Raw genomic sequence first — 13,135 nt, forward strand, 5'->3', positions numbered from 1 at the left:
GGCCGTGGCTGTGCTGTGGGCCGCCGAAAGCGTGATCAACCGCGAACCGGCACCACCGCCAGCGACGGTTCCCACGGTGCATATCTGGGAAGATTCGCCTTATTCGGCGGTCAGTTTTGGCCGCAGCCATGCCCAGGCCCTGAAACTGGCGGATGACGGCATTGTCAATGCGCGCGCTGCGGCTGACGCTGGCCGTGATCAATGGCTGATGCACGAGTTGCTGGCTGGCCAATATCTGATGCGCGCGCAGCTGACCGGTTCCTACGATGATTATGCGAATGCGCAGCGCGCGCTGAAGGCGGCTTTCAAGGTGGCGGTGCCAAAAAGCGGCCCGCACATGATGCATGCCAAGCTGGATTTCAGCATGCACCGATTGGCCGACGCCGAAACCATGCTGGCGGCCATGGACCAGTATTTCATGAAGCCGGCGCCGCCGCAGCAGGCGGAAATGGCGGCGATGCGCGGGGACATCGCCTTTTATCGCGGCGATTATCAGGCCGCGCTGGCGCTGTATGACCGTGCCGATGCGCTGTCCCCCGGCATGGCCATTTTCAACCGCGCGATCCACGCAGCGCGCACCGGCGCGGCCGATCAGGCCGATGCGCTGTTTGCGCAGGCCATCGCCGATCTGCAACCGCCGATGCCCCAGGTGCGCGCCTATCTGGAATTGCAGCGCGGCATCCTCGATCTTGATCGCGGCCGGCTTGACGATGCGCTGGTGCATTTTCGCGATGGGGACCGCATCTTCCCCGGTCACTGGTTGATCGAAGAGCATATCGCCGAAGTGCTCACCCTGCAGGGCAAGACCAGCGAGGCAGAGGCGCTTTACCGTGATATCGTCCGCCGCACTGGCCATCCGGAATTCCTTGATGCGCTGGCGGGCATTGCCGAAAAACGCGGCGATGTGCTCGCTGCCAAGCAACTGTATGCGCAGGCATGGGCGATCTGGCAGCAGCGCATCGGGCAGTTTCCGCAAGCAGCCTATGGCCACGCCATCGATCATTGTGTGGCCAAAGGCGATTGGCCCTGCGCGCTGCAATTTGCCGAAAAAAACCATGCGGCGCGGCCGTTTGGTGAAGCCAAGGTGGCACTGGCGCGGGCGCTGCTGGGCAATGGCCGCAATGCGCAGGCCCGCGCCATGATCGAAACAGTGCTGGCGTCGCCGTGGCGGTCTGCCGATCTGCACCGTGTTGCCGCTGATATCTACACGGCATTGCAGATGAACGCGCAAGCCGCGGCGCAGGACAGACTGGCACGGGCGATCAACCCGCGTGCCTGAACAAGCAGGATGGATTTTGCATGCAGACCAAGCAGACGATCAGCGGCGGCGGCGTGTTCGTGATCTGCATGCTGTTGGGGGTGATTTTTGGTCAAGTGGCGCTTGGCATTTGTTTCGGGCTGATCTTTGGCGGCGGCATTGCCCGGGCGCTGGCCAAGCGCGATTGACCAAGCCGCCGAAAACAACGCCGATCAGGCCACCGGGCGGCCGCCCAGTGTTTCCGACAATTTGGCGGCAATCGCGCCGCGAGCCCGCGCCGAAAGCGCCTTGCGGTCTGGGGTGTCGGCCGGACTGAAGGGTGCCAGGAAATGCACGCGCACGTCCCAGGTGCCGGGGCGGGCGAGCAGGCGCCAAAGGTTGGCAGCGCCGGTTTCCATGCCCACCCACGCCAGATTGCGCCCGGCTTCGTCACAATCGATCACCACCGGCTGAATCACCGCGCCGGGCGGCGGCGGCACCAGCATGGCAAACAGCGGTGCCTTGAACGGAAGCAGGCGGCGGCCATCGCTGCAACTGGCTTCGGCAAACATCGCCACCCGGCTGCGCCCGGCAAACACCGCGCGCAGTTGCGCAATCTGGCGCGGCACACCCATGCGGTCGCTGCGATTGACAAAGATCGTATCGTTGATGCGGCACAGCAAGGACAGGCCCGGCCACATGGCGATGCCATCCTGCGCCACAAAGGCTGCGCCAGTACAGCTGCCCAGGATCATCGCGTCTGACCAGCTGAGATGATTGGCAATGTAAAACACGTTATGGCCCACCGGCTGGCCGATCATCCGCACCCGGATACCGCAGGCGCGCGCGCCCCAGCGCAGAAAACGCTGCGCCCACGGCGATTCCCAGCCCGCCGCCCGCCACAGCATCTGGGTGGGCACGCACAGCGCCGCGATTGCCGCCATCCACAGCCCGCGCCGCACCACGCGCGCGCCGGCAACAGGATCGGCGGCCACGGCGCGCAAAAATCGTGCCGTCGCAGCAGCGGCCCCCGGCACCGGCGGCGCCACAAAGCCGCTGGCATCGGGCAGCGGCGGCGGCCAGTCTGAAAACTGCGGGTTTGGGGCGGTTTTGGCATCCATCGCCGGCCTTCTTGCCGCAAGCCGCGCCGGCCCGCTACAGGCATATGATGGCGCATGTGTTGATGCTTGATTCCGGTGTGGGCGGCTTGTCTGTTCTTGATGATGTGCGCGCGCTGCTGCCGGCCATCGATATCACCTATGTGGCTGACAATGCGGGATTTCCCTATGGCACCAAGACCGAGATGGAGGTTGCCACCCGCGTGTGTGCGCTGCTTGGCCGCCTGACGGAGCGGCTGCGGCCCGATCTGCTGGTGATTGCCTGCAACACCGCGTCCACGATTGCGCTGGCCCACGCCCGCGCTGTGCTGGATGTGCCGGTGGTGGGCACGGTGCCAGCCATCAAGCCAGCCGCCGAACGCTCCATCAGCCGGGTGATCGGTGTGCTGGGCACGCACGCGACGGTGCGGCAACCCTATGTGGACCGGTTGTCGGCGCAGCATGCCGGCGATTGCACGGTGCTGCGCTATGGTTCGGCGCGGCTGGTGGAATTGGCCGAAGCCTATCTGCGCGGGGCGGCGGTATCGGCGGCGGATGTGGCGCCGGAACTGGCGGCGCTGCACGATCAGCCCGGCGGCGAGCGTATCGATCAGATCGTGCTGGCCTGCACGCATTTCCCGTTGCTCTTGAGCCAGTTGCAGGCAGCCGCGCCGGGCATTGGTTTTGTGGACGGCGGCCCCGGCATCGCCCGGCGGGTGGCGGTGCTGCTGGCGCAAAACGGGCAGGCGGGCAATGGCCGCGGCCGCGCGCTGTTTACCGGCCCGATGGCAGAACCGGAAATCGAGGTTGACCTGCTGCGCGGCGCGCTGCACCGCTACGGCCTCGAACTTGAACATCCATGAGGGCGTGATGGCGCTGAACGATGAAGATCTGATGGCGCGGATGAACCGTTTCGTGCCGCCCACGGCCGAATTGCTCGGCCAGGAAATATTGGAAATCGACAGCGCAGCCGGGCGCGTGAAGATGAAGTTTCTGCCCATCGCCGCCTGCCGCAACCCGATGGGCAATATCCAGGGCGGCATCGTGGTGGCGATGCTGGACGATGCCGCGGCAACCGCAGCCATCGTCAAGGCCGGCAAGCGCATCGGCATTCCGAGCATCGAAATGAAAACCAGCTTCTTCGCGCCCGCCCGCGCCGGCGTGCCGCTGTTTGCCGAAGGCCGCTGCATCAAGCTGGGCAAGCGCGTTGCCTTCATGGAAGCGGATTTGTTCGATGCAGCCGGCACGCTGCTCGCGCGTCTCACAACATCAGCTGTCCCGCTCGATCTGGATGGCCCCAGCGCCTTGGTGGAACGCACATGAACACAGATACCTCACCTGAAGTCATGGTTGAACAGCGCGGCCATGCGCTGTGGATCACACTCAACCGCCCGCAGGCGCTGAATGCGCTCAATCATGCCATGGCTGTCAGCATCCACCGCGCCATCATCTCAGCCATCGGCGATCCGGCAGCGGCGCACATCGTGATCGCCGGCGCCGGTGACCGGGCGTTTTGCGCAGGCGGCGATGTGGCGCTGCTCGGCCGCGAAGGCCGCGAAAACCGGCGCTTGTGGGAAAATTTCTTTCACGACGAATATCGCATGAACCAGGCGATCGCGCGCTGCGGCAAGCCGTGGGTGGCGCTCATTGATGGCATTACCATGGGCGGCGGGGTTGGCCTGTCCATCCACGGGCCGTTCCGTGTCGCCACCGAACGCACGCTGTTTGCCATGCCCGAAACCGGCATCGGCCTGATCCCCGATGTCGGCGGCACCCACGCGCTGGCGGCGCTGCCCGGCGAGATCGGCGCGTGGCTCGCGCTGACGGGTGCGCGGCTGAAGGCCGCCGATCTGCGCTATTGCGGCATCGCCACCCACTATGTGCCGTCCGTGCATTTGCCAACGCTGTGCGATCTGCTGGCCACCAGCCACGAACCGCTGGGCGAGATTTTGGCAGCTTTCGATGAAGATGCCGGCGAAGCGCCGCTGGCCGCCTACCGCGATGCCATCGATTATCATTTCGGCCACGACAGGATGGAGGATATCATGACCAGCCTGAACGCCGGCGATGATTGGGCGCAGGCGCAGGCCGCCATCATCGCGCGCATGTCACCGATCAGCTGCAAGCTCAGCCTCGCTGGCCTGCGCGCCGCACGCGGTGTGGAGATCGAAGCGGCGCTGATCAACGAATATCGCATGGTTTGCGAAATCCGGAATGGCCATGATTTCTTCGAAGGCATCCGCGCCCAGCTGATCGACAAGGATCGCAATCCCAAATGGCTGCCCGCCACGCTGGAAGCGATCAGCGACGATGATGTGGCGCGGCATTTCGAAGTACCGGAAACGGGGGATTTGAGCTTTGAGTAAGCCGGCAGCAAGCCCGCCCGCCATTACAGAGCATCCACCGCCTTGCTGACCAGCACGTTAACCGTCACCCGGCGGTTCTGCGCCTTGCCTTCTTCGGTGCTGTTATCCGCGGCAGGATCGGATTTGGCCATGCCGCTGGGGGTGAGGGTGCGGAATTGTTTCCAGCGGCACACTTGCTGAAGATGCGCCATCACCCGGCTGGCGCGCTTTTCGCTCAGCTCTTGATTAAAATCATCGTCACCCACAGAATCGGTGTAGCCGACCACGAGCAGCAAGGCGTTGGGCGTGCTTTCGGCGGCGGCGGCGGCAGTGCACAGTTCAGCCTTGGCTTTTTCCGACAGCGTCCATTTGCCGGTGTCGAAATAGACATTGGTGGAGCTTTTCACATTGTAATTGTCGATATCGGCCACGCGGCCACGCAGCGCTTCGGTGGCGGCAGACACCGCAGCGGTGGCGGCGGTTTGTTCTTCAAAGCCCTGTGCGGTGCCGGCGCGAATCATCGCGGCAGTCTTGAAATCATTGCCCCGGAACGTGACGACACTGGCCACCAGGGTATCGCCGGCCTGGCGCGTTTTCACCGTCACCGGCAGGCCGTTCATCAGCGAATTCACGCCATATTTGCCATTGCCGCCAAACAGGCCGCCGCGGCCCTTCACCTCGGTGGCGGCATCCAGTGTAATCACCGTCCTGGTGCCATTGTCGGCCACCACAGCAATGCGATTCCCGTTGCGCGCCGAAATATAGCCCTTGATGTCCGGGCCGGGCACGCCGCGCTGGCCGGTGACGGTTTGGCCATCAACAGTTTGGCCGGCTGGATTGGGTCCAGCCGGCAAATATTGCTGCGCGGCCAGTTGGCCATGGGCTGCCAGCATGGCGATGCCGATGGCTATGATCCTGATCATCTGTTCCGTCCTGTAATCTCTGGTTGCAGCCCGATCACGATCAACGCCGTCACCTGTGCTGGTGGTCAAGCATGGTTTCTTAACCGGCGAATTACCACGGGCCAGAATGCCGATCAACGGTTTGCCGTGCTGGATGCAGTGCAGCCCGCACCGTGCGGGCGGGGCCGCCAAACAAGATGCCGTGTGCCAAAGCAATGGCCTGTTCGGTCACGATGCCGCCATGGTGACAGGCATTTGTTGGCACCGCCAGCCGATCCGCGTAGTAGCAGTCGCTGTCCGCCGGAGTCGTCAGCCTGTGCCCACCATTGCGTTTGCGTCCGATCATGCCGGCTATGCGCTCAAGGCCGCGTTGGTCGTAGAATTGCGCGCCGCTGGCCATGACGTGCTCGATCTTGGGCCAGACAGCGAAGCCAGCGTGGATTACCCGGATTTCGGCCATGCGCTGGGCACGGCAATCGCCCAAGGCCGCGCCGAAAAGGGCATCGCCATCTGCGGCAGCGGCATCGGCATTTCCATTGCCGCCAATCGCATCGCCGGGGTGCGCTGCGCCTTGGTGACCAGCGGCTTGATGGCGCGGTTGGCGCGCCAGCACAACGACGCCAATTGCATTGCGCTGGGCAGCCGGATAATCGGCATCGAAATGGCGCGCGATTGCGTGGCCGAATTTATGTCCACCTCGTTCGAAGGTGGCCGCCATGCTGGCCGTGTCGCCAAGCTGGGTTAAGGAGTGATTACATGAGCAGCCGTCCCATCGTGGCCCAGCCCGCCGACACCGGTTTTTTTGCAACCCCGGTAGCGCACAGCGATCCGGCCGTTGCCGCCGCCATGGCCGCTGAACTGGACCGCCAGCAGAACCAGATCGAGCTGATTGCATCGGAAAATATCGTGTCGCGCGCCGTTCTGGAAGCGCAGGGCAGCGTGTTCACCAACAAATATGCCGAAGGCTATCCCGGCAAGCGCTATTATCAGGGCTGCCACCCGTCCGATCTGGTGGAGCAACTCGCCATCGACCGGGCCAAGCAATTGTTTGGCGCGGCCTATGCCAATGTGCAGCCGCATTCAGGTGCGCAGGCCAATGGCGCCGTGATGCTGGCGCTGACCAAGCCCGGCGACACCATCCTGGGCATGAGCCTTGATGCCGGCGGCCACCTGACCCACGGCGCCAAGGCAGCGCAAAGCGGCAAGTGGTTCAACGCCGTGCAATATGGCGTGCGCCGTGAAGATCATCTGATCGATTATGACGAGGTCGAGCGGCTGGCTGTCGAGCACAAGCCGGTGCTGATCATCGCTGGCGGTTCGGCCTATCCGCGCATCATCGATTTTGCGCGGTTCCGTGCGATTGCCGACAAGGTTGGTGCCCGCCTGCTGGTCGATATGGCGCATTTTTCCGGCTTGGTTGCCGCTGGTGTCCATCCGTCGCCGATCCCGCACGCCGATGTGGTAACCACCACCACCCACAAGACGCTGCGCGGCCCGCGCGGCGGCATGATCCTGTCGCGCGATGCCGATCTGGGCAAGAAGTTCAACAGCGCCGTGTTCCCGGGCTTGCAGGGCGGGCCATTGATGCATGTGATCGCGGCCAAGGCGGTGGCGTTTGGCGAGGCGTTGCTACCGGAGTTCAAGGATTATTCGCGCGCCGTGGTCAGCAATGCGCAGGCGCTGGCGGCACGGCTGGTCGATCGCGGCTGCGCCGTGGTGGCGGGCGGCACCGATACACATCTGGCGCTGATCGATCTTTCGCCCAAGGGCATCACCGGCAAGCAGGCCGATGAAGCGCTGGAGCGGGCCGGCATCACCTGCAACAAGAATGGGGTGCCGTTCGATCCGCTGCCACCGGCGCAAACCAGCGGCATCCGCGTCGGTTCGCCGGCAGGCACCACGCGCGGCTTTGGCATTGCCGAATTTCAGGCCATCGGTGACATGATCGCCGATGTGCTCGACGGGCTGGCGGCAAACGGGCAGGACGGCAATCACGCCGTCGAACAAGCCGTGAACCGGCGGGTGCGCGCCTTGTGCGCGCGCTTCCCGATTTATCCGGCTTGAGCCTGATCTGTCTGCCGCAAAGGATTTGCCATGCCGACCAATGACAGCGACGGCCCGAACAAGGCGCAGCAAATGGCCGATGACGCCGTGGCTGCCGGCAAGCGGGCGCTGGAAAGCGACAAAGGCAAGCAGGTCGCCGATATTGTCGATGCGGGCTTCACCAAGGCCGGGCAGGTGGTTGGCGGTTTGCTCGACAATCCGACCGGGGACCAGATCAAGCGCGGCACCAATGATCTGCTGGCCAAGGCCGGCCCGTTTGGAACCAGCGATATTGGCCGCAATGTGCTGATCGGCGGCGCAGTCGGCTTTTTTGTCGGCCTGGTCTTTTCATTCATCGGCATGTTCTGGGGCCTGATCATCGGCGCTGCGCTGGGCTTCTTGCGCACCATCACCAAGAAAAGCTGATGCGCTGCCCGTTCTGCGGCAATGACGATACGCAGGTGAAGGACAGCCGGCCGACCGAAGACAGCGCGGCCATTAGGCGGCGGCGGCAATGCCCGGCTTGCGGCGGCCGCTTCACGACATTCGAACGCGTGCAATTGCGCGAACTGGTGATCGTCAAGAAAAGCGGCAAGCGCGAGCCGTTTGACAGGGACAAGCTGGCGCGTTCGATCATGACCGCCTGCCGCAAGCGGCCTGTGTCGCCGGAACGTCTCGAGCGGCTGGTCAATGGCGTGGTGCGCCAACTGGAATCGCTGGGTGAAAGCGATATCGACGCCAATGTTGTCGGCGAAATGGTCATGGCGGCGCTGCAGGCGCTCGATCCGGTGGCCTATATCCGCTTTGCCAGCGTCTATCGGGATTTCCGCGAGGCTCGCGATTTCGAAACATTCGTCGGCGGCTTTTCGCAAGCTGTGAAGGGCGCCAGGGATGGGGCGGACTAGGCCCCCCATGCCAGCGCCCGAAACCAGCGATTCTGCCAATCTGCCGCCGTGCCCGCCAGTGATTGTGCTGGTGCGCCCGCAGCTTGGCCAGAATATCGGCGCCGCAGCGCGGGCGATGTGCAATTTCGGCCTTGCCGATCTGCGCCTGGTCCAGCCGCGCGATGGCTGGCCCAATCCGGATGCCGGGCCGTCGGCTGCCGGCGCCGATGCGGTGATCGAGCAGGCGCGCGTGCACGACACGCTGGCCAGTGCGGTGGCCGATTGCCATTTCACCATCGGCACCGCGATGACCACGCGTGACATGCTGCGCCGCGTGCTGTCACCGGCTGGTGCTGTCGCCGAAATGCAGGCGCTGCCCACCCGCAGCGCCCTGGTGTTTGGCCCCGAACGCACCGGCCTGACCCGGGATGATCTGCTGGCCTGCCATGCGATCTGCACCATCCCCAGCAATCCCGATTTCGGCAGCCTGAATCTGGCGCAGGCGGTGGCGGTGCTGGGCTATGCTTGGGTGGTGGGCCACCACAGCCCACCGGCCAGCGTGATGGTCAATTGCGAAGGGCCTGCGCCCCAATCGGAACTGGCCGGGCTGATTGCGGCGCTGGAGGCGCGCCTGACCGAAAACGGCTGGTTCAATCCGGCACCCGGCCTACGCGACGTATCGCGCCGCATGCTTGCCAATATTTTCACCCGGCCCGGCTTTACCGGCGGCGAGGTGCGCTTCCTGCGCGGTGTGGTGCGCAGCCTTGCGGGACCGCGCCGACCATCCTGATGGCAGCGCGGCAGCAGGGCTGCGATATTGCCTGCGCTGGGATTTTGGCCGCAAAAAAAGGGCCGCCAGCCCGTCTGTAGGGTGGCGGCCCTTGATATGGGCGCGGGCCATGGCACCAGCGTGCAACGGCCGCAGAATGCAGCTGGATCAGGCGACGGCGTGAAATTCCGCTGGTTCTGGATCGCGCAATGAATAGCCGCGGCCCCACACGGTTTCGATGCAGCCAGAAGCCGGCGCGCCGGCAAGATACAGCTTCTTGCGCAGTTTGCAGACAAACACGTCGATGATCTTCAATTCAGGCTCGTCGCGGCCGCCATAAAGATGCGACAAGAACATTTCCTTGGTCAATGTCATGCCCTTGCGCAGGGACAGCATTTCGAGGATGGCATATTCCTTGCCGGTCAGGGCGACCCGCTTGCCGTCCACGGTGACACTGCGTGCGGCCAGATCCACGGCTACTGGCCCGGTGGTGATAACCGATTGGCCATGGCCCTGGCTGCGCCGCACCAACGCATGCAGCCGCGCCATCAACTCCTGCCGATCAAAGGGCTTGGTGACATAATCGTCAGCGCCAGCGCCAAAGCCGGTGATTTTCGTGCTGGTTTCCGCATCGCCGGACAGGATCAGCACCGGTGTGTTGATCCGCAACTGGCGCAACTGGCGCAAAACATCCTGCCCGTTCATGTCTGGCAGCGTGAGATCGAGCAACACAACGTCAAATTCATAGGTTCGAGCATATTCAAGTGCCAGCTCACCCGTACTGGCAGTCTCGTGCTCCACGCTCGCTTCGTCGAGCATACGCTCCACGCTGCGTGCCATGGCCCGGTCGTCTTCGATCAGCAAAACGCGCATGCACACTTACTCCGGTTTCGGATTGACCCCTGGCAGCCACGAACGCAACTGACACCGACCCCATTGCGGTTATAATCATTGTTAACCATATTCGTAAACAAAAAAATCGGCCACATTTTGTCCTGTTTTCGCGATCAGCCGGCGTCGCGCGGCTCGCTGTCTGGTGTTTCGAACAGAGAACGATAGATTTGCACGCGGGTGACGCGCAGGCCGGGAGTGCCCACCTTGTCCATGGCGCGCTGCCAGAGTTGCAGCTCCTCAACGCTCAAGCTCCAGCGCCGGCAGGCTTCATCCAGGCTGATCTTGCCGCTGTTGATGGCATTCAGCACAGCGGCCTTGCGACTGGGCACCCAGCGCACCGTGTCCGCTGGCGGCAGTCCATCGCGGTCCAACCCGGGCGGCGGCGGAGACATATACGACATAAACTCTCCTCGCGGGGGGGGGGGGCTTGGGGGGCGTGGGCGGCAACGCCCTTCAAGATCATGGTGTATGCATATCCACGGCACCGGCGGCCGGGGGTTTACCCGCGAGCAGCCCTTGACGGCGGCGCGGTGCATCCGCATTGCCCCGGCATCATGATGAACTCTAACGCCTTGCCGGCAATGCCCGCAGCGGCTGCGGCGGTGCCCGCAGCGGCTGCGGCGGTGTTGCAGCCGCTTGCCGGTCGCCGCGTGGCTGTGGCGATGTCGGGCGGCGTGGACAGTTCGGTGGTGGCTGCGCTGGCCCATGCCGCCGGCTGCGATGTGGTGGGCATCACGCTGCAGCTGTATGATCAAGGCGCGGCCGCGCGCCGCCCCGGGGCATGTTGTGCCGGCGCCGATATCCGCGACGCCCGCGCCGCTGCCGAGCGGCTGGGCATTGCCCATTATGTCGTCGATATGGAAAGCCGGTTCAAAAACAGCGTAATCGAGGCTTTTGTGGATGCCTATGCCGCCGGCCGCACCCCGGTGCCGTGCGTGGAGTGCAATCGCACCGTGAAATTCACCGATCTGCTGGCATTGGCGCGCGATCTGGGCGCCGAAGCGCTGCTGACTGGCCATTATGTGCAGCGAATTGAGGGCCCGCACGGCGCGGAGCTGCACCGCGGCGCCGATCACAGCAAGGACCAGAGCTATTTCCTGTGGGCCACCACGCAGGCGCAGCTGGAGTATCTGCGCTTTCCGCTGGGCGCGCTGGCCAAGGCCGAAACCCGCGCGCTGGCACACGCCTATGGGCTGGGCGTGGCTGCCAAGCCCGACAGCCAGGATATTTGTTTTGTGCCGGGAGGCGATTACGTCGCCGTGCTGGAACGGCTGCGCCCGGAATTGGCGATGCCCGGCGATATCGTCGATGCGCGCGGGCAGGTGTTGGCGCAGCATGGCGGCATCCACCGCTACACGGTCGGGCAGCGGCGCGGGCTGGAACTGGGCGGCCAGGCCGAGCCGCTGTATGTGACCGGCATCGATGCCGCCGCCAACCGCGTCATCGTCGGGCCGCGCAGCGCGCTGGCCGTGGCCGCCGTGCGGCTGGACGGTATCAACCGGCTGGGGCCGCTGGACGCCGGCTTGATGATCAAAGTGCGATCGATGGCGCCGCTCGCAGCCGCCCGGCTGACAGGCGACATGCTGGTGTTCGATGTGCCGCAGCACGGCGTGGCGCCGGGCCAGGCTGCAGTGGCCTATCTGGGTGAACATTTGGTGGCCGGCGGCACCATCCTGTCCACGCTGCCGGCCCATCCGGCCCCACAACCGGCCTGAAGCTGCACAGATAATTGAACAAAATGCCCCTGTCGGAATTCCGACACTGTGGCATCCGCTTGACGCTCTTGCTGTCGGTTTTTTGACGCGTAACGCCGCCTTAACCCTGTTTGCTGCCGCGCCTGTTCATAAAGGCGACTGGCACGCAAGTTGCACAGGGAAGGGGCATGAGCACGCCTGTCCCCGCCCTGCCAATGCCCGCCCCCGCCTGGTTGCCCGGCCTTGCTGCGTTTGATCCGGGCGATCTGATTGTTGTCATTGGGGATAAACGGCCGCAGGGCCTGCCGCTTGATACGCGCCGCCATGTAATTTTTGTGCCGGCCATAATCGGGCAGGCCCGGCTGGCGGGCTGCGGCCTGCACATCGATGTGGCGCCCGGCGATGAAGCCTGGGCGCTGGCGCTGGCCGCGGCCTTTGCGCGGCCGGATCATCCGGCGGCGGCCGATCCGGCCAGCCGCGCCCTGCTCGATCTGGCGCGCCGGGTCGGCGCTACCTCCACCGGCGTGTTGATCGAAGGGCCAACCGGCACCGGCAAGGAAGGCCTCGCCCGCCTCGTGCACGCCGCGTCGGCGCGGCGCACGCGCCCGCTGGTGGCAGTGAACTGTGCGGCGCTAGCCGATCAGATGGTCGAAGCCACGTTGTTCGGCCATGAGCGCGGTGCGTTCACCGGCGCGGTGCAGTCATCGCCGGGGCTGGTGCGCAGCGCCGATAGCGGCACGCTGTTTCTGGACGAAGTTGGCGAATTGCCGCTGGCGGCGCAGGCCAAGCTGCTGCGCGTGCTGCAGGAACGCGAAGTGCAGCCAGTGGGCGCGGGGCGGCCGGTTGCCGTGGATGTGCGCATCATTGCAGCGGGCAATCGCGATCTGGCCGGCGAAGTGGCAGCCGGCCGCTTCCGCGCCGATCTTTATTGGCGGCTGGCGGTGTTCCCGCTGCGCACCCTGCCGCTGGCGGCGCGCCCCGGCGACATTCTGGCCATCGCCGCGCACTGGCTGCTGGGCCGCGCTGTTGGCGATGGCCTGGTGCCCTGGCTGACGGCGGCGGCCCGTGGGCGCCTGCTGGCGCACGGCTGGCCGGGCAACGCCCGCGAGCTTGGCAATGTGCTCGATCGCGCGCTGGTGCTGTGTGATGGCCCGGATATCGGCATCAATGATCTGGTAATCGATGCAGGGCCGCCGCTGGCCCCTGGCGGAAGCCTTTACCCGCAGACAACACCATCAGCGGCGCTTCCCGGCGAACTGTCAGGCGCGCT

General features: G+C 64.8%; 16 protein-coding genes. 12 read left to right on the forward strand and 4 right to left on the reverse strand.

Annotated elements, in window-relative coordinates:
- On the forward strand, positions 1-1,279 hold a 1,279-nt coding region (locus ABWP50_RS06960), incomplete at its 5' end, for a tetratricopeptide repeat protein (RefSeq protein ID WP_353217272.1).
- 20 nt (positions 1,280-1,299) lie between these two features.
- Entirely contained in the window at positions 1,300-1,446 is a 147-nt protein-coding gene (locus tag ABWP50_RS06965; RefSeq protein ID WP_353217273.1) for a hypothetical protein, read from the forward strand.
- 24 nt (positions 1,447-1,470) lie between these two features.
- Here the strand turns inward: ABWP50_RS06965 and ABWP50_RS06970 are convergent, their stop codons facing one another.
- A complete protein-coding gene (locus ABWP50_RS06970; RefSeq protein WP_353217274.1) occupies positions 1,471-2,358 on the reverse strand; it encodes a lysophospholipid acyltransferase family protein in 888 nt (295 codons plus the stop codon).
- Between the two features lie 62 nt (positions 2,359-2,420).
- On the opposite strand from ABWP50_RS06970, the gene murI reads away from it, so the two are divergent.
- Genes murI through ABWP50_RS06985 form a run of 3 tightly spaced genes read left to right on the forward strand, consistent with a single transcriptional unit; the run spans position 2,421 to position 4,700 of the window.
- Positions 2,421-3,197 carry a glutamate racemase gene (murI, locus tag ABWP50_RS06975; protein WP_502951004.1) on the forward strand — a complete coding sequence of 259 codons (777 nt, stop codon included), beginning with the start codon at positions 2,421-2,423 and terminating at the stop codon, positions 3,195-3,197.
- Complete coding sequence (locus tag ABWP50_RS06980) at positions 3,184-3,657, forward strand: PaaI family thioesterase (protein ID WP_353217275.1); 474 nt, start codon at positions 3,184-3,186, stop codon at positions 3,655-3,657. Before murI ends, ABWP50_RS06980 begins: the two co-directional genes overlap by 14 nt.
- On the forward strand, positions 3,654-4,700 hold the full coding sequence (locus tag ABWP50_RS06985) for an enoyl-CoA hydratase/isomerase family protein (protein ID WP_353217276.1): 1,047 nt from the start codon (positions 3,654-3,656) through the stop codon (positions 4,698-4,700). Before ABWP50_RS06980 ends, ABWP50_RS06985 begins: the two co-directional genes overlap by 4 nt.
- A gap of 23 nt (positions 4,701-4,723) precedes the next feature.
- On the opposite strand, the gene ABWP50_RS06990 is transcribed toward ABWP50_RS06985, so the two are convergent.
- A complete protein-coding gene (locus ABWP50_RS06990; RefSeq protein WP_353217277.1) occupies positions 4,724-5,602 on the reverse strand; it encodes an OmpA family protein in 879 nt (292 codons plus the stop codon).
- A gap of 295 nt (positions 5,603-5,897) precedes the next feature.
- On the opposite strand from ABWP50_RS06990, the gene rpiB reads away from it, so the two are divergent.
- From rpiB to ABWP50_RS07015, 5 genes are read left to right on the forward strand one after another with little or no spacing between them, the layout of a single operon-like run.
- Positions 5,898-6,326 (forward strand): ribose 5-phosphate isomerase B, encoded by a 429-nt coding sequence (rpiB, locus tag ABWP50_RS06995; RefSeq protein WP_353217278.1) that lies wholly within the window; start codon positions 5,898-5,900, stop codon positions 6,324-6,326.
- 11 nt (positions 6,327-6,337) lie between these two features.
- A complete protein-coding gene (gene glyA / locus ABWP50_RS07000; RefSeq protein WP_353217279.1) occupies positions 6,338-7,645 on the forward strand; it encodes a serine hydroxymethyltransferase in 1,308 nt (435 codons plus the stop codon).
- A 30-nt stretch (positions 7,646-7,675) separates the two neighbouring features.
- A complete protein-coding gene (locus ABWP50_RS07005) occupies positions 7,676-8,050 on the forward strand; it encodes a hypothetical protein (protein WP_353217280.1) in 375 nt (124 codons plus the stop codon).
- Positions 8,050-8,529 carry a transcriptional regulator NrdR gene (nrdR, locus tag ABWP50_RS07010; RefSeq protein WP_353217281.1) on the forward strand — a complete coding sequence of 160 codons (480 nt, stop codon included), beginning with the start codon at positions 8,050-8,052 and terminating at the stop codon, positions 8,527-8,529. The genes ABWP50_RS07005 and nrdR overlap by 1 nt, the downstream gene beginning before the upstream one ends.
- 7 nt (positions 8,530-8,536) lie before the next feature.
- Positions 8,537-9,298: an RNA methyltransferase gene (locus tag ABWP50_RS07015; RefSeq protein ID WP_353217282.1), complete on the forward strand. Its 762-nt coding sequence runs from the start codon at positions 8,537-8,539 to the stop codon at positions 9,296-9,298.
- A 147-nt stretch (positions 9,299-9,445) separates the two neighbouring features.
- Here ABWP50_RS07015 and ABWP50_RS07020 read toward each other — a convergent pair whose 3' ends face one another.
- Positions 9,446-10,150, reverse strand: coding sequence for a response regulator transcription factor (locus ABWP50_RS07020; RefSeq protein WP_353217283.1), 705 nt, complete (start codon positions 10,148-10,150; stop codon positions 9,446-9,448).
- A 134-nt stretch (positions 10,151-10,284) separates the two neighbouring features.
- Positions 10,285-10,572 (reverse strand): DUF1153 domain-containing protein, encoded by a 288-nt coding sequence (locus ABWP50_RS07025; RefSeq protein WP_353217284.1) that lies wholly within the window; start codon positions 10,570-10,572, stop codon positions 10,285-10,287.
- 180 nt (positions 10,573-10,752) lie between these two features.
- Here ABWP50_RS07025 and mnmA point away from each other — a divergent pair, with 180 nt between their 5' ends.
- Together mnmA and ABWP50_RS07035 are read left to right on the forward strand one after the other, a co-directional pair.
- A complete protein-coding gene (gene mnmA, locus ABWP50_RS07030; RefSeq protein ID WP_353217323.1) occupies positions 10,753-11,886 on the forward strand; it encodes a tRNA 2-thiouridine(34) synthase MnmA in 1,134 nt (377 codons plus the stop codon).
- A 167-nt stretch (positions 11,887-12,053) separates the two neighbouring features.
- Positions 12,054-13,135 (forward strand): sigma 54-interacting transcriptional regulator (locus tag ABWP50_RS07035; protein ID WP_353217285.1); only part of this gene is annotated, 1,082 nt, incomplete at its 3' end.

The sequence above is a fragment of the Sandarakinorhabdus sp. genome (genome assembly GCF_040398645.1).
GTDB lineage: Bacteria > Pseudomonadota > Alphaproteobacteria > Sphingomonadales > Sphingomonadaceae > Sandarakinorhabdus.